Consider the following 23156-nt stretch of genomic DNA (forward strand, 5'->3'; position numbering starts at 1 on the left):
CCATGTTGATATCTATCGTTACTCCTACATATAACAGTGCAGAAACAGTAAAAGATACCTTATCCAGCGTCGCGATGCAGAAAGGTGTGGAAGTGGAACACATTATCGTTGATGGACTCTCCAAAGACAACACCATTGAGCTGGTGAAGAGCTTTCCTCATGTGGCGAGGGTGGACAGCGAGAAGGACGGTGGCATTTACGATGCGATGAATAAGGGAATTCGTCGGGCGAATGGAGATATTGTAGGTATTCTGAACTCGGACGATCTTTATGCTCATCCAGATGTGCTGCGGAAAGTGGCTGAATTATTTGAGGATGAGTCGATAGATGCGGTATATGCGGATCTCGAATATGTGGAACGGGAAAATACAAATAAGGTCGTGCGTTATTGGAGATCGGGCAAATACAACACCAACCAGTTTTATTACGGTTGGATGCCGCCCCATCCCACTTTTTTTATCCGCAGACATTTTTACGAAAAATTCGGAGAATTCAATTGCAAGCTTCGTAGTGCAGCTGATTACGAATTAATGCTCAGGTTTTTACTAAAACATAAATTAAAACCGGCATATTTGCCGGAAGTTATTGTGAAGATGCGAACAGGAGGGATGAGCAATGCTTCGTTTTCCAACCGCCTGAAAGCAAACCGGGAAGACAGGGAAGCATGGCGCATGAATGCAATACAGCCATTCTTTTTTACGTTATTCCTGAAGCCTTTCCGCAAAATTCTACAATATGTAAATAGATGATCCGGATAAGGTTTGGGTTCATCCTTTTCTAAATACTTTAAACGACTAATCATTTTATGGCAAAAAGAGCTTTAGTATGTGGTGCAGGTGGCTTTATCGGTGGTCATCTGGTTAACAGATTACGAAAAGAAGGTTACTGGGTAAGAGGAGTTGACCTGAAGAGGAACGAGTATGGTAATACACATGCTGATGATTTTATCGTTGCTGACCTGAGGGATCATGTCGCAGCGGAAAAGGCACTCGAAGGTGGTTTTGACGAAGTTTATCAGCTGGCTGCCGACATGGGTGGCGCAGGTTATATTTTTACCGGGGATCACGATGCCGATGTTATGCATAATTCAGTCTTGTGTAATGCTAACGTCCTGCATGCAGCAAAGGATTCAGGTGTAAAAAAGATATTCTATTCTTCTTCTGCCTGTATGTACCCTGAGCACAACCAGCTGGATCCGGACAATCCAAAATGTTCTGAGGAGTCTGCATATCCTGCTAATCCGGATAGCGAATATGGATGGGAAAAACTGTTCAGCGAACGCCTGTACCTTTCTTATTTCCGTAACTACGGAATCCAGGTGCGTGTAGGTCGTTTCCATAATATTTTCGGCCCCCAGGGAACCTGGACCGGCGGTAAGGAAAAAGCACCTGCTGCCATGTGCCGTAAGGTTGCTGAGGCTGAAGAAGGAGGCATTATTGAAGTTTGGGGAGATGGTAAACAAACACGTTCGTTCCTCTATATCGACGAGTGCCTGGAAGCGGTACGCCGCCTGATGGAATCGGATTTTACCGGTCCGGTGAATATCGGTTCTGAAGAAATGATTTCTATTAATGATTTCGCAAAAATGGCCATTGATATTTCAGGTAAAAACCTGAGTATTAAAAATATTAAAGGCCCCACAGGTGTACGCGGTCGTAACTCCGACAACCATCTTATCCAGCAGAAATTAGGTTGGGCCCCGACACAACCGCTTCGCAAGGGTATGGAAGCAACTTACAAATGGATAAGTTCACAGGTTGAAGCCCGCAAACTGGCTACAGTCTGATAGCAACAACTGAAAATTATATCGATGGAGAAATGCGGTTAATCAAAGCCGTTATTTCTCCATTCTTTTATTAAATGAATCTGTCAGATAAAATAATGATCACCGGCCATCGTGGCCTGGTTGGTTCTGCGCTTGTAAGAAAGTTGCAGTCGGAAGGATATAACAATCTTTTATTAAGAACTTCTGCTGAACTTGATCTGAGAAATCAGCAGGAGGTGAATCTTTTTTTCGAAGAAGAGAAACCCAGTTATGTTTTTCATGCGGCGGCAAAAGTGGGAGGGATACTGGCCAACAGTACTTACCGGGCCGATTTTATCTACGACAACCTGATGATCCAGACAAACGTAATTCACGCTGCCTGGAAATCAGGAGTTAAAAAACTTCTGTTTCTCGGATCATCCTGTATTTATCCGAAACACGCGCCGCAACCACTCAAGGAGTCGTACCTCCTTACCGGTGAACTTGAACATACCAATGAACCATATGCTATAGCAAAAATTGCGGGCATAAAAATGTGCGATGCTTACCGGGCACAATATGGTTGTAATTTCATATCCGTGATGCCAACCAATCTGTATGGGCCGGATGATAATTTTGATCCGGAACAATCACATGTTTTGCCTGCACTGATAAGGAAATTCTGCGAGGCAGTCGATCAGCAGCTTCCCAGCGTAACACTCTGGGGTACGGGTACGCCTCTGCGTGAGTTTATGCATGCAGATGACCTTGCCGATGCCTGTTTTTTCCTGATGAGAAACTATAATGAACCAGGCTTTGTAAATATAGGTACAGGTAAAGACCTGGAGATCCGCGAAATTGCCAGGCTGGTAAAGAAGATAACCGGCTACCAGGGAGAGATTGAGCATGATCTGACTAAACCTGATGGTACGCCAAGGAAACAACTTGATCTTTCAAAACTGCACTCACTTGGCTGGCATCATAAAATTTCTTTGGAAGAGGGTATAGCTGCAACGATAAAGAGCTTCCGCGAAAAATCAAAAATCACCAGCATCGGTAAATAATATCGACAGCGCTGTCACATGTCTTCGTATAGTATAAGAAAAATTTAATGGACGGAAATGTCATCAGTGTTATTAATTTTGAAGTAGTCCGGAAGGGGGAAATTCAACATTCTCATCTGGATCAGGTTAATACCAGTTTGACCACAATCAATAAAAATTATGTCTTGACTGGTAAAATCATTTTACCTTTCTTTGGCTGAGATACCGATCTGTAAAATTCTATGCTTTCATTTTTTTCCAGGAAAAAGCAGCAACCTTTCCCTTTTCACCGTTTGGTGACGGATATGCATTCTCATCTCATCCCTGGAATTGATGATGGGTCGCCCGGTATTGAAACTTCAGAACTTCTTCTTAAAGGATTACTTGATCTTGGATATTCCAATTTCATAACGACCCCGCATGTTATGGAAGATCTTTATCCTAACAATCCCGGCACAATCAATGAAGCATTTAATCTCTGGAAATCGAGATCGGAATTTCCTGCCTTGTCCAACTATGTAAGACCTGCCGCTGAATACCTGTTGGATGGAAATGTGGATTCCCTGCTTGAAAGAAAAGAAAAGCTTCAAACCTTAAAAGACAATATGGTGCTGGTAGAGATCTCATTTGCCAGTCCTCCTCTTCATCTGAAAGAATTACTGTTCCAATTACAGATGAACGGCTATCAGCCGGTCTTTGCCCATCCTGAGCGTTATGCTTTTTATCATCAGCATACTAAAGAATATGCTGAAATAAAGGCTGCGGGATGTTTATTTCAATCCAACCTGTTATCCTTCTCGGGTTATTATGGCTCTGGAGTAAAGCAGGCCGCCGAATGGCTTGTGCAGAAAAAGATGATCGATCTTTTAGGTACAGACCTTCACCACGAAAAGCATCTCTATCACCTCAGAGAATTGCATGCTACCGCTGCGCTTTCTTCCCTTCTGGATGAGCAGGGGTTGATGAATTCCAACCTGTGGTAATCTTCCTGTTAAAGCCCTGTGGATTTATTAGTAAATATTCTTAAACAAAAAATGAACTGGTCTGTTATCATCGCATGAACGCCTTCACTATAAAGGACCTTGAAAATCTCACAGGTATAAAAGCTCACACCATCAGGATCTGGGAACAGCGATATCATTTCCTGAAACCCGAAAGGACTGATACCAATATCCGGTACTATAACAATGAAGAGCTAAAAAAGATCCTCAATATATCGCTGCTGAATAAGTTTGGTTATAAGATTTCTCATATTGATAAGATGGATGATGAAGAAATCAATAACAAAATTCTTCAGTTAAGCCAGCTGCAGGCCTTGCAGGAAAGAATTATACATGACCTGATTCAATCAATGATTAGTCTTGATCTCGACCTTTTCGAAGAAACGCTGAATAAACATATCGAAGTAAAAGGGATTGAGAAAACAATACACCAGATCATTTTCCCATTTATGGAACGGATCGGTGTGTTATGGCTTGCCGGACATATAAATCCTGCACAGGAACATCTGGTTTCCAATATCGTAAGGCAGAAAATACTTGTTGGTACAGAAAGCCTTTCACCAGTAATTCATCAGCCTAAAACAGCACTGTTATTTTTACCGGAAGGAGAGTTCCATGAACTGGGGTTGCTGTACATGCAATATTTTTTAAAAAATCGTGGGTTCAGGGTTATTTACCTCGGTGCTAATATTCCTGCGGTCGACATTGAGTATGTTGTAAAAATGAAGACCCCTGACTTCCTGTATACGCACATTACAGCCGCATCAAATGGATTCAGCTTTGACAGGTTTATCACGCAGGCGGTGAAAAAATTCGGAGAAATCCCAATGATTATTTCAGGCCGGCTGGCTTCGACCTATGAAAAAAGATTGCCGGATAAAATCACTTTTAAAAAATCGTTGTCAGAAGTGACCGACCATATTTCACAATTGTTGAAATAAACTACCAGTCGGAAAATCTATTTTAACACCAGAAGATAATTGGAAGTAATGAAATTCTCCAGCCTGGGGTGATATTTGTCAACTCTTACAATTCCATCTTTAAGTACTTTGTTAAAATGATAATCTTTCGACAACAATTCCCAGAAATCAAACAGAAACACCCGTGAAGAAATATTTGCTGTACCGAATTCAATCTGCATATTTTTTACTTTGCGGGACTTTAATACTTCTGTCGCTCCTTTGAGTATATTAAATTCAGAACCTTCCACATCCATCTTCAAAAGATCAATCGTATCAATCTTGTTTTCCTGAACGTATTGATCAAGCGTAATAATCTGTACGGTTTCTGAAGCCGTCTCTTTAAAATCCCTTACAGCAATTTTCAGATTGATCAATGAACCAAGATCAGAACCCTGCTGATCTGAATAAAGGGTCATTGTACCCGGTTTATCAGAAAGCCCCAGGGCGTTTACTTTGACACTATAATTTCGAACGTTATTTTCAGTGATCACCTTATTGATGTAGCTGTGATTTGCCGAAGACGGTTCGAAAAGATGCAATTGCAAACCCGGCACCTGGTATTGATTTGCAAACTGAAGTGACAGTCTTGTATAGTCGCCTTTGTTCGCTCCGATATCAAAAATTACCTGCTGCCTACTTTTATTGGCTTCGATAATGTTTTTAAGAACAAGATTTTCTCCATTGTGCTCCACATGTACCCCCTGTTGGTGTCCGATGCCGGGTAAACTGATATTGTAAGCATAATTCCATGCGCGATAGTAGTCAACTGTACCGGCGGATTTTCTAAAAATTTTATGCAGTAATCTGAAAATGTTCAGCAGTAGCGTACCCATCATCTATTTCTTTAATCGTTTCTTCCTGTAACTGTCGAAATCTTTTTCGGCTATATATCCACGGTATTTGTTGGTGTGTTCGTAGTTAACGCATTTTGCCGGGTCAAGTTCTTTTATTTTTCGTGCAGGGATGCCGGCAAGAATACAGTAACCCTCAGGAAAGGATTTGGTAACTACCGCGCCTGCGGCGATTATGGTATGATCACCCACACTCACGCCCGGCATAATCTTGCTTCCTGCTCCCATCCAGCAATAATCACCCATATGAATAGGCTCAATCACCCTTTCGCGGTAATCGTAATTTGAATGATTAGCTGTAACCATTACTATATTCTTCGCGAAAATACAGTAGTTGCCGATGTATATTCCACCAATACCGGTGATATAGGCACCACCGTTGTACCCAGGGTATGAATCCACCCCGACAATGATGTGCTCAGGGTCGTGAACAGTACTGGTCCAGTGAACCGGCCAGTATGCGAGCTTGTTGCCGCCAATATTCAGGACCTTCTGTACGAACCAGAATCCAAAATTCACTTTGACGATATAGTCCCTGGTATTAAATAAAAACTGAAACCGGGGGTTCCACTTGGTGAAGAGGTAAACAGGTAGAAAAAAAGGTTTTCTTAAAAAATAGCCCAGCTTCTTCAACATAGAATTGAACTGATTTCAAATGCGTATAAGTGAAAGTCCCGCCAATAACGCCTTTTGAAATGATCTTGTTATCACTTGCTTTTATAAAGTTGCAAATATTCGAAATTCACGGCGGTATGGAGCAGAGTTTTCAGTATTCTTTTACCAAAAGACACTAAAATTTTCACAGGTCTGGTATTTGCAAGGAAAAGAGCACAGAAGGTCCGGCCTTTACCCTGGGTTTATTTTGAAAAATAATTCTCAAAAAGACAAAGAATTTTGGCCGGAAAACAGATATTGTTTAAATTACACTGACGAATCATTAAACAGAATTGATATGGCTACCCTGGAGTTCAACCATATGCTGATTAAAAATGCGGATTTTTTAAAGCCATTTGCGATTACCCTGACCAAGGACCAGGAAACTGCGAAAGATCTTATGCAGGAAACATTATACCGGGCACTGGCAAACAAGGAAAAGTACAGTGTAGGAACCAATGTGCGGGCCTGGTTATATACAATCATGCGGAATATCTTCATCAACAATTACCGCAGAAAGGCTAAACAGAATACCATTTTTGATAGTACTCCGAACGAATTTTTAATTAATTACCAGCAGGCGGCGATTCAGAATGAGGCAGAAACCAACCTCCGGATTAAGGAGATTTATTCAGCTATATACGAGTTGCCCCAGATTTTCAAGCAGCCTTTTATGCTTTATTTTGAAGGTTATAAGTACAATGAAATTGCGAAAGTGCTGCACGAACCATTGGGAACTATTAAAAGCCGTATCCATTTTGCACGGCGGTTGTTGAAAACGCAGATCAGTAAATTTTAATTATAGTTAATTGCCCAGAAAAGTTGTCGTAATCGGCAGCGGTTTCGCCGGACTTTCAGCTGCTGCCTTTATGGCAAAAGCCGGCTGGCAGGTTCAGGTTCTAGAAAAACACGACCAGGCCGGGGGCAGGGCAAGAAGATTATCTGCCGAAGGATTTCATTTTGATATGGGTCCCAGCTGGTACTGGATGCCCGATGTTTTTGAAAGATTTTTTAATCAATTCGGCAAAAAGGTTTCTGATCAGTACGAATTGAAAAGGCTTGATCCATCTTACAGAATTTATTTTGATGATGGTCCTGTTGATATTCCCGCAAACCCGGAAAAATTTAAATCGTATTTAGAATCGATAGAAAAAGGTGCTGCTGCGCAACTGGATAAATTTCTGAACGAAGCGGCTTATAAGTATCAGGTGGGCATGCAGGAATTGGTGTTTCGGCCGGGCTTATCAATAATGGAACTACTCGACTGGAAGATTATCAGGAACATTTTCAGAATAGATATTTTTTCTTCGATAACCAAACATATCGAAAGTCATTTCCAACATCCTAAGATAAAACAAATCCTTTCGTTCCCGGTTTTGTTCCTGGGTTCTTTGCCTGAACATACTCCCGCTCTTTACAGTCTGATGAATTACGCAGATCTTACACTGGGTACCTGGTATCCGATGGGAGGAATGTATAGAATCGTTGAAGCAATGAAAGCGGTCGCGGAGGAGCAGGGAGCTCAATTTGTTTTCAACACAGAAGCCAGGAAAATAAATATTGAAAATGGATCGGTAAAATCAGTAATCGCGTCTGATGGTAAAGAATTCTTTGCAGACGTTGTTATTGGTGGGGCAGATTATCATTTTATCGAAACGCAATTATTGCCAGAAAAAAGCCGTAGTTATAGTCGACAATACTGGGAAAGCAGGAAGATGGCCCCTTCATGCCTTCTGTACTATATAGGATTAAACAGGAAAGTTCCGGGTCTGCAGCATCATTCCCTTTTTTTTGATGCAGATTTTACTATACATGCACGGGACATTTATGAAAATCCATCGTGGCCGACACATCCGTTATTCTATGTAAGTAATGTCACAGCAACAGATCCGGAACAAGCGCCGGAAGGGTTTGATAATATTTTTATCCTGATTCCTGTGGCGGCCGGTTTAGATGGAGATGATATCACTTTGCGCGAAAAGTATTTCGATATAGTTTCTGAAAGATTTAAACATCACACCGGCTTTGATTTGAAAAATCACATCGTACTAAAGAAAACTTTTGGTCCTTCTGATTTCGTAAATGAATATCATGCTTATAAAGGAAACGCATATGGTCTTGCCAATACGTTAATGCAAACGGCAAACCTGAAGCCATCCTGTAGAAGTAAGAAAGTGAAAAATCTTTTTTATACCGGGCAGTTAACCGTACCAGGGCCGGGCGTGCCACCGGCATTGATCAGTGGAGAGATTGTAGCAAAAGAAGTAATCAGGTGTTTCGGTTAATTGAAAATGATAGCAACATTTCAGATCAGAATATTTAAGAATTATAATTAGCCATCTTTAAAAAAATTACTGCATGTCATTCCGGCTATTTGCTGAAACCTGTGAGCAATGCAGCAGGATTACTACGAAACGTTACAGCACTTCTTTTTCGGGAGCGATATTACTGCTGCATAAAGACATCAGGCAGCATGTGTATAACATCTATGGTTTTGTGCGATTTGCAGATGAGATAGTGGACACATTCCATGATCACAATAAAGCTGATTTACTCAGCAATTTTAAAACTGATACATTTAAAGCCATCGATGCGCATGTAAGTCTGAACCCGATTCTTCAGAGTTTTCAGAATACTGTACATGCTTTTAATATCTCCAATGATTTAATTGAGGCTTTCTTTAAAAGCATGGAATGGGATCTGGAGAAAAAAGTTTACGACGAGGCAGGGTTTCGCGAATATATTTTTGGCAGCGCTGAAGTAGTGGGATTAATGTGCCTGCATATTTTTTGTGGGGGAAAAACATGTTTGTATGAAAAACTGAAGCCTCATGCGCAATCGCTCGGAGCAGCTTTTCAGAAAGTTAATTTTCTCCGGGATATCAAATCCGACCAGGAGTACTTGAGCCGGCTATATTTTCCGGGAATCAATTTCAATACTTTTTCGGCGCATGATAAACAGCGGATTGAAAATGAGATCGCCGCAGACTTCAGACATGCATATGAAGGAATTATGCAACTTCCAGCCAATTCGAGATTTGGCGTATACCTGGCTTATAAATACTATCTGAGCCTGTTCAGAAAAATATGCAACTCAAAAGCATCTTCCGTGTTGCAGAAAAGAATCAGAATTCCTAATTATGCAAAGGCCTGGGTAGCAACCAAGGTGTTAATCAGAACACAACTGAATATTTTGTAAAAAAAATTATTCGCCTATCCGCAGGCGTTAGCCATTGTTTCCATAGGAACAGTTCTTCTCTCAAAAACATAACCTTTGTAACTGGCCCCGATCTGATCGAGGATGGGTTCAATATGTTCCACCTCGTTTACAGTAACGAGTTTTTGTCTGTATTCGCGGATATTCGGAAGTCCTCTCAGGTAATTACCATAATGCCTGCGCATTTCATTGATACCTGGAATGAGGCCTTTCCATTGAATACTTGCCATCAGGTGTTTTCGTATAACATCTACTCTTTCTTCAATTGATGGTGGTGCAAGATGTTCGCCTGTTTGCATGTAGTGTTTTATTTCACGGAAAATCCATGGATACCCGATTGCCGCACGGCCGATCATGATCCCATCAACACCGTATTTGTTTTTGTATTCAAGAGCTTTCTCTGGTGTATCAATATCACCGTTTCCAAAAATCGGAATGCTGATCCTCGGATTTGAACGAACGTTAGCAATATGGGACCAGTCTGCTTCTCCTTTATACAGTTGACTACGTGTTCTGCCATGTATAGCCAGAGCCTGAACGCCTGCATCCTGCAGCATTTCCGCAACCTCCATTATATTGATACTGTCGAAATCCCATCCCAATCGGGTCTTTACAGTCACCGGTAAAGAAGTTGACTTAACAACGGCTTTTGTGAGCTTTTTCATCAGATCGATATCTTTTAATACTGCTGCACCTGCGCCTTTCGTAACTACTTTCTTCACCGGGCAGCCGAAATTGATATCGACAAGATCCGGATGTACAGTCTCGACAATTTTGGCACTCATCGCCATAGCGTCTTCATCACCACCAAAAATCTGTATGCCGATGGGTCTTTCCTCTTCAAAAATGTCCAGCTTTTGTTTGCTTTTAATGGCATCGCGGATCAGGCCTTCACTGCTGATGAATTCCGTGTACATCAGGTCAGCGCCATTGCTTTTACATACCGCCCTGAATGGCGGATCACTCACATCTTCCATCGGTGCCAGCAGTAGCGGAAATGAGGGGAGATTTATATTACCAATTTTCACCATGATCAAACGGCAAAAATACAAACTTGGCAGCGTTCGGCATCCGTCTTAATTTAGCCCATAAAGCTGTTTCATGACTTATGATCTGAATTCCAGGCAAAATATTTCCTGGTTTGGTGCCTTCTTTATTTTGTTGGGATTGATGGGTGCGGGCCTGATTATCGGCAGTTTTGCGGGGTTTGGAATTTTTGCTGCGATGACCGGCAAAGGCCTGGGGCAGTTCGAAAAGGAAATGCAAAACCCTGCCAATCTCCAGGCCATCCGTATTGTACAACTGGTCAGCACTTTTTTTATGTTTTTTCTGCCCGCCTATCTCACAGCTTTGATCATCAACAGAAAGCCGGGAAAATTCCTCGGATTTAACTTTTATTTTTCGGCTAAACAATTTGCTGTTGTTATTGCCATCATGCTCGCCGCATTGCCGCTTGTCGGATCACTTGCTGAATTAAATAAGATAATTCCACTTCCGGCAAGTCTTGAAAAAACTTTCAAGGGACTGGAAGACGCATATTCCAAAACAGTATTGGTATTGTCCAAGATCACAGGCTTCGCAGATTATATTTATGCTTTGATTGTAATGGGTTTAGCTCCTGCGATTTTTGAAGAAGTTTTTTTTCGCGGAGGCATGCAGAACATTTTAACCCGCTGGATGAAAAATCCGCTAATGGCAATTATTATCACGAGCATACTTTTCAGTTTGATACATGGATCATGGTATGGATTTCTTCCTCGTATTGCATTGGGAATTATTCTCGGATTGCTTTACCAGTATAGTGGAAGTCTTTGGATAGCGATACTCGCGCATTTTTTCCATAACGGTCTTATTGTAACACAGATTTACTACCTGACGGTGAAAGGAAAACCGATTGAGGACTCGATGAATGAAACGATGCCGCTTTGGTGGGGGATCATCGGATTGGTTGTCCTGTGGGCGTTGTTCATCGTATTCCGAAAAAATGCCGAAAAGGAAAGAAAAGAGAAATTCCCTCCCGAGGATCGGGCAGTTGAAGAAAAATGGATGGCGTGATGGAGAATTGGTATAAAATACTTTCGACAACGGAAGCATATAAAGCAGAGATTATCAAAAATTTGCTGGAGGAAAATAACATTGAAGTGATACTGCTGAACAAGCAGGATTCGAGTTATGTTTTCCTGGGAGATATCGAAATATATGTTCCTGTTCATTTAAAAAATCTCGCCACAGATCTTATCAATGGAGCGATAACCAATTAGGATAACCGAAAAAATAGCTGATGGCAATAAACTGGCCCGTTTTCAGAACAAGGGCATTAACCGCACTCATTTTTGTTGCAGTAATGCTCGCCGGTTTGCTTGTGAACGAGTGGACTTTCCTGCTGTTATTTTCTATCATTCATTTTGGTTGCTGGCGCGAATACCAAAGAATCGTCACCAGGATTAATCCTGAATATGGCGAAATCACTCCTTTTCACAGTTATGGTGTGATGATCGCGGGTTGGTGTATGATGCTTTTTGCAACAGGGCATTCACTTACAGTGGGCCCGATCAGTATTGCATCTATCGGCTTTTGGGTCGGATTACTTTCAGCATTCGTATTACCGATTGTTGAAATGCTTTTTGCAAGAAAAATTGACCTGAGAAACATTGGGCTCTCATTTCTGGGGCTGATCTATATCTCGTTAAGTCTCGCGCTTCTCGTACACCTGCGCAGCGGCCGGCCATGGCTAACAGATCTTAAAGATTTCAGCTTCTTCAACGGACTTACTACGTCGATTGCGAAAATCACCGGCTTCGTACTGCCACTGATTATTATTGCTTCGCTCTGGATCAACGATACGATGGCTTATATCGTTGGATCACTGATCGGCAAAACTCCACTTACAAAAATTTCTCCTAAAAAAACCTGGGAAGGCACGCTTGGTGGAATTATTCTTTGTGTTGTTGCCGTCACGTTGTTTGGTATCTATGTTCTGAAAGCCGAACCCGGGCCTTTTCTTGCCATTTCATCAATAACAGCTATAGCAGGTACCTTCGGTGATTTACTTGAAAGTAAGCTCAAACGCATGGCGGGCATAAAAGATAGTGGGCAGATTATGCCTGGCCACGGAGGTTTTCTTGATCGTTTTGACTCTCTGCTTGTGGCTGTACCTTTCAACTGGATTTTCTGTATCTTGTTTATGCGCTGATGCCAGTCCTGTAACGTTAAACACTAAACGAAAAGCGTCGGTTGCAACTGATGATTGCCAATGAGCTGCTATGGCTCATTCAACCTTAATTTGCACATATGACATTGATTATTGTTCTTGCTTGTATACTCGCCCTGGTGTTACTGATCACCTGGGGAAAATTCAACGCTTTTCTCGCTTTCCTGATCATTTCGATTATTACAGGCTTATTGCTGGGCATTCCGCTTTCAAAAGTTACACTATCAGTTCAGAAAGGAATCGGAGATACCCTGGGATCTTTAGTAATTGTGATTGCGCTTGGTGCTATGCTGGGAAAACTTGTAGCCGAAACCGGAGCTGCGCAAAAAATTACGCAGTCATTAATTAAAGCATTCGGAACAAAAAATATTCAGTGGGCACTAATGATCACAGGCTTTGTTGTGGGTATCCCTTTGTTTTATAATGTGGGATTTGTATTGCTCGTACCACTGATTTTTTCCGTCACTTACCAGCTGAAACTTCCTGCAGTGTATGTTGGCGTACCTATGCTGGCCGCTTTGTCCGTTACTCACGGATTTCTTCCTCCACATCCTTCCCCTTCAGCATTGGTGGGTCAGTTCAAAGCAAATATGGGATTGACATTACTGTATGGGTTTATCCTTGCTGTACCTGCCATTATTCTTGCAGGACCGGTCTTCGCGAAAACATTGAAGAAGATTGATGCAAAACCTATCGCAACATTTCAGCCAAAACTTCGTCCTGAATCTGAATTGCCTGGTCTCGGAGTAAGTTTGCTCGCATCATTGCTACCTGTTTTTCTGCTTGCATTTACAACACTTTTACCGGTTATTTTCCCTCCGTCTCCGTCGATGGCAGGTTTTTTCACATTCATTTCTGAGCCTTCGATCGTCATGTTGCTGGCATTACTTTTTGCAACATTCACTCTTGGAACAGGAAGTGGTCTGAAAGTGGGTAAGATCATGGATGTTTATGTGGAAGCAGTAAAAGATGTTTCCATCATATTGCTGATTGTTTCCGGGGCAGGTGCGCTTAAGCAGGTGTTTACAGATAGCGGAGTAAGTGCACAGATTGCGGTTATGCTGCAGGGTTGGTCGATTCATCCACTTATACTGGGCTGGATGATTGCGGCTGTAATACGTGTCGCCATGGGATCTGCAACAGTAGCAGGTTTAACAACGGCAGGTATTATTGCACCCGTCATCGGTCAGACAGGTGTGGACCCAAACCTGATGGTACTTTCCATAGGTGCAGGAAGCCTGATGTTCTCACATGTTAACGATTCCGGTTTCTGGATGTTCAAAGAGTATTTCAATCTCAGTATAAAAGACACCATCAGGTCCTGGAGCATAATGGAAACCATCGTTGCGGTAGTTGGTTTGATCGGCGTACTGATCCTCGACAGGTTTGTGTAACTTGGGCGCTAAAATTCTGAATGATGAGTGCTGAACAAAATCTTGCAAAACTCAACGTTGAACTACCTGTAATTCCCAAACCGAAAGCCATTTATAAACCCTGCCTTATCGATGGAAAATATCTTTATGTTTCCGGGCACGTGCCAATTAATCCTGATGGTTCCAGAATACAGGGAAAAGTTGGCGCCGATATGGATGCGGATAGCGCAAGAAAAGTAGCGAGACATGTAGGTATGTGTATTCTTGCAAGTATTAAAAACCAGCTGGGCAGTCTTGATAAGGTAAAACGTGTGATAAAAATTCTTGGAATGGTGAATGCTGTTCCCGACTTCACTTTACATCCGCACGTGATCAATGGCTGCAGCGAATTATTTGTCGAGATCTGGGGTGAAGATAATGGCGTTGGTGTAAGAAGCGCTGTTGGCATGGGCTCACTTCCTGACGGTATTCCTGTTGAGATTGAAGGGCTTTTTGAATTACATGATTGAACTTCTTTTCGATCCTCATTTAATAATTTCTCAACTTCCGAGATGAATTACAAAATATCAGAACCTGATAAAATTGATTCACCCGCACTCGTAGTATTTCCTGAATTGGTAAAAAAAAATATTGAGCACCTGGTATCAATGGCTGATGATGTGAGCCGTTTACGTCCGCACATAAAAACCCATAAGACCGCCGAGGGAATTCAGCTGATGATGAAAGCAGGTATCAGTAAGTTCAAATGTGCAACTATTGCAGAAGCTGAACTCCTCGGATTGAATAATGCTCCCGATGTTGTACTCGCATATCAACCCGGTGGTCCAAAGCTGAAGAGATTTCTTGAGCTGATTAAAAAGTATCCCGGTACAGAATGGGCCTGTCTCACAGACAACATTCTATCTGCTTCTGCAATGAGTGATGCGTTCGCTGAAGCCGGCCTGAAAATTTCTGTTTATATCGATCTCAATACCGGAATGAACAGATCGGGAATTGTACCGGGGGCTGAAGTAATTGAATTATATGGGTCCATCAGTAAAATGAAGGGTATTGTTCCGAAAGGACTTCATGCATATGATGGTCATCAGCGAAATCCTGATTTTGCGAAAAGAAAAGAGGAGACGAAGACATCTTTTGAAGCTGTATATGTTATGCAGGAGGTATTGAAATCAAAAGGATTTTCTGAGCCTGTGATTATTGCCGGAGGCTCTCCCACCTTTCCTGTTCATATCAAAAGTGAAAAAATTGAATGCAGCCCGGGTACATGCATATTCTGGGATAAGGGCTACAGCGATCTCTGTGCAGAACAACCCTTTACTCCTGCTGCAGTACTGCTTACGCGTGTAATATCCCTGCCCACACCGGAACGTATAACGCTTGATCTTGGTCATAAATCAGTAGCTCCTGAAAATGAAATCGGCAGGCGTGTGTATTTCCCAGGCGCTTCCGAACTCAAGCCTGTTGCGCAGAGTGAAGAACACCTGGTAATGGAAACTGCCGCCGGTCATGGTTTCAAAATCGGAGATCTGCTGATCGGCATTCCATTTCATATTTGTCCGACTGTTTCCATGTACGATCGAATGACTACCGTTGAAGATGGAAAAGTAACAGGCGAATGGCGGGTGACAGCAAGGGATCGTAAAATAACCATCTGAAATTTTTCTTACCGATTCAGTATTATGTTGAACATTGATATCCATCTCGACCTTTCCATGAATGCTATGGAATGGAACAGGGATTTACGGTTACCAGTAAACGTTATCAACAAAAGAGAAGCAGGAAAAACAGATTTACCTGGCAGGGCTAATTCAATGGTTTCATTCCCTGAATTAAAACGAGGAGACACCGCAATTGTAGTCGCAACCCAGATAGCCCGGTTTGTAGAAGAGGGAAGTGCAATTCCAGGATGGCATTCGCCTGAGCAGGCCTGGGCCCAGACGCAAGGTCAGCTGGCATGGTACAAAATGATGGAAGAAGAGGGAGAAATGTTCCAGGTAAAAAACCTGGATGACCTGAATGGCCATCTCAATCATTGGCAAAAAGATCAGGCAGAAAAAAAACCCATCGGATATATCCTGAGTCTCGAAGGCGCGGATTCTATACTCACACCGGAATATCTTGAAAGAGCATGGGCTTATGGCTTAAGGGCGATTGGTCCCGCACATTATGGACCTGGCCGGTATGCCAACGGCACCAACTCAACGGGAAAAATGAAAGCAAATGGAATTGCCTTGTTGCGCAAGATGGAAGAGTTGAATATCATTCTTGATACAACACATCTTTGTGATGATGCATTCTGGCAAGCACTGGAAAATTTCGATGGACATGTCTGGGCAAGTCATAATAACTGCCGGTCGATTGTTCATCACAATCGTCAGTACAGCGACGAACAAATAAAAGCACTGATCTCGCGTGGAGCCATTATCGGCGCAGCGATGGATGCCTGGATGATTGTTCCGGATTGGGAAAAAAATGTTTCAGATCCGTTCAAAATGAAATGCGGTATTGAAGCATTGCTGAATCACATTGATCATATCTGTCAGCTTGCCGGGAATACCGATCATATTTGCATCGGCTCAGACCTGGACGGTGGCTTTGGAAAGGAGCAGTCCCTGTTCGATATGGAAACCATTGCCGACCTCAGCAAGTTTCCGGAAATGATGTTCAAAAGAGGGTATTCTGAAGATTCCATCAAAGCTTTTATGCATGGCAATGTCTTGAGATTTCTCGGGAATGCCTGGCAATGACCGAATTAGCAAAGCCTATGGCATCATGCGCCGAATGCATTAATTTTGCCGACCAAGAACAATTATGACAATTCACAAAGAAGGATATTCTACCATCACCATCATCGGGGTGTTATTCATCATACTGAATTATTTTTCATTTTCATTTCTCAGCTATAATGTACCATGGCTCGCCTGGGTAATCTTTGTGATTACTTTTGGTTTTTTGCTTTTCATCATTTCATTTTTCAGATTACCATCAAGAAAAATGACTTATGGAGAAAAATCGGTAATTGCGCCTGCTGACGGGAAAGTGGTAGTAATAGAAGAAATGTATGACGAGGAATATTTCAAAACAAAACGTCTGCAGGTCAGTATATTCATGAGCCCGGCCAATGTGCATGTCAACCGCAATCCCATCAATGGCGATGTGTTGTACAGCCAGTACCACAAAGGGAAATACCTGGTAGCCTGGGATCCCAAATCGTCAACAGAGAACGAACGGCACAGTGTAGTTCTCCAGAATTCACATACGATTATTCTTGTAAAACAGATCGCTGGTGCCGTTGCGAGAAGGATAGTCAATTACCTGAAACCTGGTCAGAAGGTAGTTCAGAATGAAGAGCTCGGATTTATCAAATTCGGAAGTCGCGTTGATATTCTTTTGCCTGTAGGTTCAAAAGTGAATGTAAAAATTGGTGATATGGTTCAGGGTGGTGTAACCGTTATCAGCGATATCAGTTAATATCAGCCATTACAGATATTTCTTCAATTCTGAAAGATTGTCAATTGTGTAGGTTGGTTTAATGGTACCTGTGGCAGGCACGGCAGGATTGAAATACACAGAATCCATTCCTGCTCCGATGGCTCCGATTATATCTGCATCAAGTGTATCACCTACCATCAGACTTTGGTGTGAAAGTACACCAGCTTTCTCGAGCGCATAATCGAAAATAGCTTTATGTGGTTTCATTATTCCCGCATTTTCTGAGGTGATCACATGGGTAAAATAATGAGCGATCCCACTGTTGTTTATTTTTTCATGCTGTGTTTTTTCAAATCCGTTTGTGATCAGGTGAAGTACATATTTTTTCCCCGTGAGATAATCCAGTATCTCAACGGTGTCCGAAAAAAGATTTTTTTTTGTAGGTAGAATTTCGAGGTAACGTTCACTTATCCTCCTTGCCAGCGGTTCGTCCATGATCTTGAAATCAAGAAGGGTGCGCCACATTCTTTTCCATCGCAGTTCTTCGCGGGTAATAAAACCCTTCCGGAACCTGTCCCAGAATATTTCGTTGTGATGGTGATATGTACTGATGAAAATTTCGGTATCAGCAACGCCATAGGCGGGTAATGCCAGTTCCTGGTAAATATCACGGAGTGTCTCACGGGAATTTGTTTCAAAATCCCAGAGCGTATGATCGAGATCAAAAAATATATGTTCGTATTTGCGCATTGGCGCAGCATTTTAATTGTATTTGCAAACTTAGCATAGCTTTACGGATTACCTGAAAATTTTGAACAGATGAATGTTGTTATCACGGGTGCAAGCAGAGGAATCGGGCGCGCAATCACAGAAATTTTTGCAAAAAAGAATAATCATCTGATAATCACCTCAAGGTCATTGACCAAACAATTCTGGCCCCATGAACTTGAGAAAAACACTGGCTGCCATATATCTGTATTTGATGCCGACCTTTCTGTAAAAGCAGAAGTGATGGCCTTTGCATCTTTTGTAAAACAACAATCAGATCAGATCGATGTTCTTGTCAATAATGCAGGTTTTTTTGAACCGGGATCCGTGCTTGAAGAAGAAGATGGAGTGTTGGAACGAACATTGCGCATCAATCTCTATTCTGCATATCATCTTACAAGGGCCCTGGTACCTGAAATGAAAAAACGAAAACAGGGGTTCATTTTCAATATCTGTTCTATTGCAGCTTTGGGTGCTTATCCTAATGGCGGATCTTATAGTATCAGTAAATGGGCACTACTAGGCTTCAACAATAATCTGAGAGAAGAACTGAAGAAATCCGGCATCCGAGTCACTGCAATACATCCCGGAGCTACATTAACTGATTCATGGAAAGGAGCTGGAGTTGATCCAAAAAGAATCATGGAAGCAGAGGATATCGCAAAGCTTATTGAAAATGCTACTACGCTTTCTCCACAGGCCTGTGTCGAAGAGATAATCGTTCGTCCGCAATTGGGAGACCTCTGATAAATTAATCTTCATTGTATCGGTCAATTGTTAAAGATTCAGGTATAATTTAACAATTGAATTTTTATCTGTCGCCTCGTTCTGTTCGGGAGATAAAAAATGCTGCTTTATCTTTGTTTGAGCCTGAAGAATTAACCGGGTTGGGTTTTATCATGCGTTATTTTCTACAGCTGGTATTCTTAGTAACATGTCTTTTTTACGGTCGTTCCGTTGGTGCTCAAACAAAATTCAGGGTTATTGCCGACAAGAATATTGTTGCCATCGACGATTATATCCGGGTTCAGTTTCACCTGGATAATGCAGAAGACGTAACTTCTTTTACTCCTCCTGTTTTCAATGATTTTATCAAGGTTCAGGGGCCTGAACAAATTACAGGTCAGCTTACCATCAACGGCGCAGTCAATCATTATACTTCATTCGGATATATTTTAAAGCCGGTAAAGAAGGGCCGGTTTATGCTCCCACCGGCAAAAGCTGTTGTCGACGGAAAATTATTTCAATCGCCATCTTTAAGTATTGTCGTCAATGATCATGGAGCTCCTAAAATTTCTGTTGATACAGAAGATGAAAATGTATCTCTGGATGAATTTATCCTCAGGAAAAATGAAACCGCAAAAAAGAAAATCCAGGAGAATGTTTTTGTAAAACTTGATGTAAATAAGAAATCGGTGTTTGTCGGCGAACCGATAGTTGCCACCTATAAACTGTATACCCGCTTAAATTCGGAATCAAGGATCACCCGGAGACCATCCCTTAATGGATTCAGTGTGGTGGATATGATTGATCCTGAATCAAGAGATGTGTATAATGAAACCTGGCATGGGAAAGAATACAACGTCTATATCCTTCGAAAAGCACAACTGTTCCCCTTGCAGGAAGGAGAATTTGAGCTCGAATCGATGGATGTTGAGAATACCGTGAGTTTTATCCGGGAAGATTTTGCCGGTGATGAAAAGACGATCTGGAGAAAATTGAAAACAGTCGGGGAGGAGGGAATCAGTCCTGAAGCCTGGACGAGAGAAACGGTAAGTCTTTCTTCGCTGCCGGTTACAATAAATGTAAAACCACTTCCGCCGGTTACTACGGGCAATAACTTTAATGGAGCAGTAGGTGTTTTCAGAATAGATGCAGAAATACCTGAGCAAAAAATCCATGAAGGTGATGTGGTGAATCTGCAACTAACGGTAAACGGTAGCGGTAATTTGCCATTGCTGGGAAGTCCGGAAATTAACTGGCCGGAAAATATCGAAACCTATGATGTAAAGATCCGCGAACAGGTAGATTACTCTTCCACGCCGGTGTCAGGGAAAAAGATTTTCACCATTCCTTTTTCTCCAACAAAAATGGGGAGGCTCGACCTCCCACCCATTTCACTGACGAGCTTTAATCCGGCAACTGCAGCTTATGCAACAAGTGCCAGTAAACCGATCAGCATCGTTGTCCTTCCGCCTGCAAAGAAACCTGCAAAAAAACCTGAGGCAGTGAAAAGAGTTTTGCAGTCTGAAAAACCTGTTCCTGCAAGCTGGATTGCAGTTACTGTATTTGTAGCCCTTGCACTTATCTTCATTGTGTTCAGACTTTACCAAAGAAGGAAAGCTCCTATTATGCCTTTCCCTGAAAAAGCTTTAAACGAAGTTCCCACTGCCCTTGCTCCAGTCATCGTCCCGCAGCGAATTTTTGTTTCCCCGGACGATGCAAGACCTTTCCTTGAAAATGGAGAGTCGTCAGATTTTTACCGAACGCTCGATCGATCCATCCGGAGAATGCTTAATGAACAATTCGCTATCAGCAGACTTGAAAGCCCGGAACAGATAGAACGCAAATTATTAAAGCTCGACGTGTCGGCAAATGACGCTGCAGACCTGAGACATATTCTTGAAGATTGTGAAATCAGTAGTTATTCTCCGGTTGTTCTCGACGAGAAAATGAAAGATGATTTTGACAGAGCAGCAGATCTGATGAAAAAACTCCAGGAAAAAGATCCGGTCAGTCGGTGAATTTATAACCTACGCTGCGAACGGAATGAAAATATCTTGGCTCACGACTATCTGCTTCAAAATATTTCCTGAAATTCAGAATGAAATTATCAATCGTTCTGGTGGTCGGAAAAACCTGGTAGCCCCAGACCGCCTGTAATATTCTTTCGCGCGACACTACCTCATTTTTATTTTCGATCAGGAGCTTCAGCAGCATCACTTCCTTCCTGCTCAGCGGGATTGTTTCATCACGACCATTTTTTGCTTCCTGTGCCCGGAAATTGATAACGTTGCCACCAAATTGGTAAAGGTCCTCGACATTTGTCTTCTCCTGCAGCTGTTTGTTTTTGTTGATGAGCTTTTCAACTCTCAACAACAGTTCTTCGAGGTTAAACGGTTTGGTCATATAATCATCTGCACCTTTCTTCAACCCCATCACTCTGTCGGCACTTGTACTCTTTGCACTCAGCATCAGGATGGGCACCTGCATATTTTTTATGCGGATATTTTCGCAGACGCTTATACCATCAATCTCAGGCAACATAATATCCAGGATGATGAGGTCAAAATATTCCTGGTCTACTTTTTTTAACGCTGCAGGCCCGTCAGAAGCACAACTGACCTCGTAGTTCTCCAGTTCAAGATTCAGCTTCAATGCCTCCTGAAGATTTTCTTCGTCCTCCACTAAAAGTATACTTGCTTTTTTCTTAGCGTTCATGATTTATCTCGGGTATTTCGATAACAAAAACAACACCGGAAGGTTGATTATCGCGTACATAGATACTTCCTCCATGGTCCTCAATAATCTTTCTTGTCAGGTATAAACCAAGACCGGTACCTTTTGTATTCCTGGTGTTCTCATTACCAATTCGATAGAATTTATCAAATATTTTCTTTTTTTCGGCATCGGGAATACCACTGCCGGTATCAGCAACTTCAATGACGCAATTATTTCCATTCCTTGCTGTACGAATCTCTACTGCAGCTGCAGGTTGAGAGTATTTGAGTGCATTTTCCAGGAGGTTGTTGATAGCGAGCCTTAGCATCAGGCTGTCGCCACTTACATACAGCTCCTCATTCATTACTTTCCGGATATCCCTTTTTTGAAAACGACGGGCAAATTCTCCGGCCGATTCATTGACTACATCATTTAAAGAGAGTTTTTCACTGGTCAGCTGAAAAGAGCCCGCTTCAAGTTGTGAACTCAGCAAAATATTATTACAAAGATCGTTCAATCGGTTCGTCTCTTCCAGGGTCTTGCCGATGATATTATCAACTTGAGTGGTATCGAGACGGTGACGCCTGAGCGTTTCGAGATTGAGTTTCGTGACGGCGATGGGCGTCTTCAATTCATGTGTCACCGCCATCATAAAGTTCTGCTGCTGGGCATTCAGTGTGATCTGTTTTTTTACCGAACGATATACAAATATTGCAGCAACGATTGTGACGGCCAGGAACGTAATACCCTCGCTGGCGAATTGTGCAATTTTTCTGGAACGCTGACTGAGGAGATTATCCAGCTGCTGCCGATAATCGTTTGCGGATGGATTCAGCATTCCTTCTTTGATGGCGAAATTTGCCTCATTCAGGTTCCATAATTCAATATACCACCATGCCAGCGCTGCTACGATATAGCACAACAGAAACCAGTAAACGACGGTAGTTACAGCAAGGCGCTTCTTTTTATATATCCCGAACATCAGGATTTTGCTTTTTCAACCCGGAGCCCGACATTTAGTACATGTGGCAACGGATTTTCACGCATGATATGTTCCAGCTTCATGGAATACCTGCCCGCACGTCTGAATTTGACGGGCTGATTATAAAATAAAATGCGGTGCTCATAAATGTCATCCATCCCTGAGCCCGTCCATTTATTCTGATTGGTCAGTGGGAAGTCAAATTGTTCTGCCATCAAAGTACTATCGCCCGGAACCTGGCTGGTTGCCTTAACCCAAATATTATTCCATCCGAATGCATCGGTATGTCGAAAAACAAAAAAGATATTATAGCTCGCTGTTGTGTCTGTAATATCAAAACTGATTTCAGGTTTGAAGTCAGCGTTCCATTGATGGCCCGGAACAAAAACATTCTTTTCAAAAATTTCAACGGAATTGCACCCGAAGCAGCTCAGCAGGATAAGAGCGGTTAAAATCTGAAATTTCAAGATGATGGATT

General features: G+C 42.2%; 25 protein-coding genes. 18 read left to right on the forward strand and 7 right to left on the reverse strand.

All coding sequences use genetic code 11. The features are described from left to right. Nucleotides 1-2: 2 nt before the first annotated feature. The 5 genes from P2W82_RS07300 to P2W82_RS07320 all read left to right on the forward strand — a co-directional run bounded on the left by P2W82_RS07300 (nucleotide 3) and on the right by P2W82_RS07320 (nucleotide 4729). Nucleotides 3-749: a glycosyltransferase family 2 protein gene (locus tag P2W82_RS07300; RefSeq protein WP_336515199.1), complete on the forward strand. Its 747-nt coding sequence runs from the start codon at nucleotides 3-5 to the stop codon at nucleotides 747-749. Nucleotides 750-805: 56 nt separating this feature from the next. Further along, entirely contained in the window at nucleotides 806-1786 is a 981-nt protein-coding gene (locus tag P2W82_RS07305; protein ID WP_336515200.1) for an NAD-dependent epimerase/dehydratase family protein, read from the forward strand. 74 nt (nucleotides 1787-1860) lie between these two features. Beyond that, nucleotides 1861-2808 (forward strand): GDP-L-fucose synthase family protein, encoded by a 948-nt coding sequence (locus P2W82_RS07310; protein ID WP_336515201.1) that lies wholly within the window; start codon nucleotides 1861-1863, stop codon nucleotides 2806-2808. 221 nt (nucleotides 2809-3029) lie between these two features. Continuing rightward, nucleotides 3030-3770: a tyrosine-protein phosphatase gene (locus tag P2W82_RS07315; RefSeq protein ID WP_336515202.1), complete on the forward strand. Its 741-nt coding sequence runs from the start codon at nucleotides 3030-3032 to the stop codon at nucleotides 3768-3770. A 74-nt stretch (nucleotides 3771-3844) separates the two neighbouring features. Beyond that, nucleotides 3845-4729 carry a MerR family transcriptional regulator gene (locus P2W82_RS07320; RefSeq protein ID WP_336515203.1) on the forward strand — a complete coding sequence of 295 codons (885 nt, stop codon included), beginning with the start codon at nucleotides 3845-3847 and terminating at the stop codon, nucleotides 4727-4729. Between the two features lie 17 nt (nucleotides 4730-4746). Here P2W82_RS07320 and P2W82_RS07325 read toward each other — a convergent pair whose 3' ends face one another. Together P2W82_RS07325 and P2W82_RS07330 are read right to left on the reverse strand one after the other, a co-directional pair. Beyond that, nucleotides 4747-5586 (reverse strand): FkbM family methyltransferase, encoded by an 840-nt coding sequence (locus P2W82_RS07325; protein ID WP_336515204.1) that lies wholly within the window; start codon nucleotides 5584-5586, stop codon nucleotides 4747-4749. After that, nucleotides 5587-6237 carry an acyltransferase gene (locus P2W82_RS07330; protein ID WP_336515205.1) on the reverse strand — a complete coding sequence of 217 codons (651 nt, stop codon included), beginning with the start codon at nucleotides 6235-6237 and terminating at the stop codon, nucleotides 5587-5589. It abuts the gene before it with no gap. A gap of 316 nt (nucleotides 6238-6553) precedes the next feature. Between P2W82_RS07330 and P2W82_RS07335 the strand changes: the two genes are divergently transcribed. From P2W82_RS07335 to P2W82_RS07345, 3 genes are all read left to right on the forward strand, one after another. Further along, complete coding sequence (locus P2W82_RS07335) at nucleotides 6554-7054, forward strand: RNA polymerase sigma factor (RefSeq protein ID WP_336515206.1); 501 nt, start codon at nucleotides 6554-6556, stop codon at nucleotides 7052-7054. Nucleotides 7055-7064: 10 nt separating this feature from the next. Next, complete coding sequence (locus P2W82_RS07340; protein WP_336515207.1) at nucleotides 7065-8540, forward strand: phytoene desaturase family protein; 1476 nt, start codon at nucleotides 7065-7067, stop codon at nucleotides 8538-8540. A gap of 73 nt (nucleotides 8541-8613) precedes the next feature. Next, nucleotides 8614-9453 carry a phytoene/squalene synthase family protein gene (locus P2W82_RS07345; RefSeq protein ID WP_336515208.1) on the forward strand — a complete coding sequence of 280 codons (840 nt, stop codon included), beginning with the start codon at nucleotides 8614-8616 and terminating at the stop codon, nucleotides 9451-9453. A gap of 14 nt (nucleotides 9454-9467) precedes the next feature. Here the strand turns inward: P2W82_RS07345 and dusB are convergent, their stop codons facing one another. Next, nucleotides 9468-10502, reverse strand: a complete 1035-nt coding sequence (gene dusB, locus P2W82_RS07350; protein ID WP_336515209.1) for a tRNA dihydrouridine synthase DusB — start codon at nucleotides 10500-10502, stop codon at nucleotides 9468-9470. 70 nt (nucleotides 10503-10572) lie between these two features. On the opposite strand from dusB, the gene P2W82_RS07355 reads away from it, so the two are divergent. The 8 genes from P2W82_RS07355 (at nucleotide 10573) to P2W82_RS07390 (ending at nucleotide 17526) form a co-directional block, all read left to right on the forward strand. Continuing rightward, a complete protein-coding gene (locus P2W82_RS07355) occupies nucleotides 10573-11526 on the forward strand; it encodes a CPBP family intramembrane glutamic endopeptidase (RefSeq protein ID WP_336515210.1) in 954 nt (317 codons plus the stop codon). Then, the gene (locus P2W82_RS07360) at nucleotides 11526-11732 is read left to right on the forward strand and encodes a putative signal transducing protein (protein WP_336515211.1); all 207 of its coding nucleotides are present in this window, start codon (nucleotides 11526-11528) and stop codon (nucleotides 11730-11732) included. Before P2W82_RS07355 ends, P2W82_RS07360 begins: the two co-directional genes overlap by 1 nt. 20 nt (nucleotides 11733-11752) lie before the next feature. Further along, nucleotides 11753-12664 (forward strand): phosphatidate cytidylyltransferase, encoded by a 912-nt coding sequence (locus P2W82_RS07365; RefSeq protein WP_336515212.1) that lies wholly within the window; start codon nucleotides 11753-11755, stop codon nucleotides 12662-12664. Between the two features lie 98 nt (nucleotides 12665-12762). Next, a complete protein-coding gene (locus P2W82_RS07370) occupies nucleotides 12763-14076 on the forward strand; it encodes a gluconate:H+ symporter (protein WP_336515213.1) in 1314 nt (437 codons plus the stop codon). 23 nt (nucleotides 14077-14099) lie between these two features. Beyond that, on the forward strand, nucleotides 14100-14564 hold the full coding sequence (locus P2W82_RS07375) for a RidA family protein (protein ID WP_336515214.1): 465 nt from the start codon (nucleotides 14100-14102) through the stop codon (nucleotides 14562-14564). 42 nt (nucleotides 14565-14606) lie between these two features. Further along, nucleotides 14607-15710 carry a D-TA family PLP-dependent enzyme gene (locus P2W82_RS07380; RefSeq protein ID WP_336515215.1) on the forward strand — a complete coding sequence of 368 codons (1104 nt, stop codon included), beginning with the start codon at nucleotides 14607-14609 and terminating at the stop codon, nucleotides 15708-15710. Between the two features lie 24 nt (nucleotides 15711-15734). Further along, nucleotides 15735-16802: a dipeptidase gene (locus P2W82_RS07385; protein WP_336515216.1), complete on the forward strand. Its 1068-nt coding sequence runs from the start codon at nucleotides 15735-15737 to the stop codon at nucleotides 16800-16802. Nucleotides 16803-16866: 64 nt separating this feature from the next. Then, complete coding sequence (locus P2W82_RS07390) at nucleotides 16867-17526, forward strand: phosphatidylserine decarboxylase family protein (RefSeq protein ID WP_336515217.1); 660 nt, start codon at nucleotides 16867-16869, stop codon at nucleotides 17524-17526. Between the two features lie 9 nt (nucleotides 17527-17535). Here P2W82_RS07390 and P2W82_RS07395 read toward each other — a convergent pair whose 3' ends face one another. Then, nucleotides 17536-18237, reverse strand: coding sequence for a YjjG family noncanonical pyrimidine nucleotidase (locus P2W82_RS07395; RefSeq protein WP_336515218.1), 702 nt, complete (start codon nucleotides 18235-18237; stop codon nucleotides 17536-17538). A 69-nt stretch (nucleotides 18238-18306) separates the two neighbouring features. Between P2W82_RS07395 and P2W82_RS07400 the strand changes: the two genes are divergently transcribed. Together P2W82_RS07400 and P2W82_RS07405 are read left to right on the forward strand one after the other, a co-directional pair. After that, complete coding sequence (locus tag P2W82_RS07400; protein ID WP_336515219.1) at nucleotides 18307-19002, forward strand: SDR family oxidoreductase; 696 nt, start codon at nucleotides 18307-18309, stop codon at nucleotides 19000-19002. A gap of 56 nt (nucleotides 19003-19058) precedes the next feature. Further along, a complete protein-coding gene (locus P2W82_RS07405; protein WP_336515220.1) occupies nucleotides 19059-20999 on the forward strand; it encodes a BatD family protein in 1941 nt (646 codons plus the stop codon). Here the strand turns inward: P2W82_RS07405 and P2W82_RS07410 are convergent. Genes P2W82_RS07410 through P2W82_RS07420 form a run of 3 tightly spaced genes read right to left on the reverse strand, consistent with a single transcriptional unit; the run spans nucleotide 20989 to nucleotide 23145 of the window. Further along, complete coding sequence (locus P2W82_RS07410) at nucleotides 20989-21696, reverse strand: response regulator transcription factor (protein WP_336515221.1); 708 nt, start codon at nucleotides 21694-21696, stop codon at nucleotides 20989-20991. The genes P2W82_RS07405 and P2W82_RS07410 overlap by 11 nt on opposite strands. Then, nucleotides 21686-22678, reverse strand: coding sequence for a sensor histidine kinase (locus tag P2W82_RS07415; RefSeq protein ID WP_336515222.1), 993 nt, complete (start codon nucleotides 22676-22678; stop codon nucleotides 21686-21688). The genes P2W82_RS07410 and P2W82_RS07415 overlap by 11 nt, the downstream gene beginning before the upstream one ends. Next, complete coding sequence (locus P2W82_RS07420) at nucleotides 22678-23145, reverse strand: gliding motility lipoprotein GldH (protein WP_336515223.1); 468 nt, start codon at nucleotides 23143-23145, stop codon at nucleotides 22678-22680. The genes P2W82_RS07415 and P2W82_RS07420 overlap by 1 nt, the downstream gene beginning before the upstream one ends. Nucleotides 23146-23156: the final 11 nt, after the last annotated feature.

Origin of the sequence: Pollutibacter soli, assembly GCA_029269725.1 — a bacterium.
Lineage (GTDB): Bacteria > Bacteroidota > Bacteroidia > Chitinophagales > Chitinophagaceae > Pollutibacter > Pollutibacter soli.

Bases quoted from the DNA above. Each gene is read 5' to 3' on its own strand.
- P2W82_RS07300 (WP_336515199.1), top strand. From the start codon at position 3: ATGTTGATATCTATCGTTACTCCTACATATAACAGTGCAGAAACAGTA.
- P2W82_RS07305 (WP_336515200.1), top strand. From the start codon at position 806: ATGGCAAAAAGAGCTTTAGTATGTGGTGCAGGTGGCTTTATCGGTGGT.
- P2W82_RS07310 (WP_336515201.1), top strand. From the start codon at position 1,861: ATGAATCTGTCAGATAAAATAATGATCACCGGCCATCGTGGCCTGGTT.
- P2W82_RS07315 (WP_336515202.1), top strand. From the start codon at position 3,030: ATGCTTTCATTTTTTTCCAGGAAAAAGCAGCAACCTTTCCCTTTTCAC.
- P2W82_RS07320 (WP_336515203.1), top strand. From the start codon at position 3,845: ATGAACGCCTTCACTATAAAGGACCTTGAAAATCTCACAGGTATAAAA.
- P2W82_RS07325 (WP_336515204.1), bottom strand. From the start codon at position 5,586: ATGATGGGTACGCTACTGCTGAACATTTTCAGATTACTGCATAAAATT.
- P2W82_RS07330 (WP_336515205.1), bottom strand. From the start codon at position 6,237: ATGTTGAAGAAGCTGGGCTATTTTTTAAGAAAACCTTTTTTTCTACCT.
- P2W82_RS07335 (WP_336515206.1), top strand. From the start codon at position 6,554: ATGGCTACCCTGGAGTTCAACCATATGCTGATTAAAAATGCGGATTTT.
- P2W82_RS07345 (WP_336515208.1), top strand. From the start codon at position 8,614: ATGTCATTCCGGCTATTTGCTGAAACCTGTGAGCAATGCAGCAGGATT.
- dusB (WP_336515209.1), bottom strand. From the start codon at position 10,502: ATGGTGAAAATTGGTAATATAAATCTCCCCTCATTTCCGCTACTGCTG.
- P2W82_RS07355 (WP_336515210.1), top strand. From the start codon at position 10,573: ATGACTTATGATCTGAATTCCAGGCAAAATATTTCCTGGTTTGGTGCC.
- P2W82_RS07360 (WP_336515211.1), top strand. From the start codon at position 11,526: ATGGAGAATTGGTATAAAATACTTTCGACAACGGAAGCATATAAAGCA.
- P2W82_RS07365 (WP_336515212.1), top strand. From the start codon at position 11,753: ATGGCAATAAACTGGCCCGTTTTCAGAACAAGGGCATTAACCGCACTC.
- P2W82_RS07370 (WP_336515213.1), top strand. From the start codon at position 12,763: ATGACATTGATTATTGTTCTTGCTTGTATACTCGCCCTGGTGTTACTG.
- P2W82_RS07375 (WP_336515214.1), top strand. From the start codon at position 14,100: ATGAGTGCTGAACAAAATCTTGCAAAACTCAACGTTGAACTACCTGTA.
- P2W82_RS07380 (WP_336515215.1), top strand. From the start codon at position 14,607: ATGAATTACAAAATATCAGAACCTGATAAAATTGATTCACCCGCACTC.
- P2W82_RS07385 (WP_336515216.1), top strand. From the start codon at position 15,735: ATGTTGAACATTGATATCCATCTCGACCTTTCCATGAATGCTATGGAA.
- P2W82_RS07390 (WP_336515217.1), top strand. From the start codon at position 16,867: ATGACAATTCACAAAGAAGGATATTCTACCATCACCATCATCGGGGTG.
- P2W82_RS07395 (WP_336515218.1), bottom strand. From the start codon at position 18,237: ATGCGCAAATACGAACATATATTTTTTGATCTCGATCATACGCTCTGG.
- P2W82_RS07400 (WP_336515219.1), top strand. From the start codon at position 18,307: ATGAATGTTGTTATCACGGGTGCAAGCAGAGGAATCGGGCGCGCAATC.
- P2W82_RS07410 (WP_336515221.1), bottom strand. From the start codon at position 21,696: ATGAACGCTAAGAAAAAAGCAAGTATACTTTTAGTGGAGGACGAAGAA.
- P2W82_RS07415 (WP_336515222.1), bottom strand. From the start codon at position 22,678: ATGTTCGGGATATATAAAAAGAAGCGCCTTGCTGTAACTACCGTCGTT.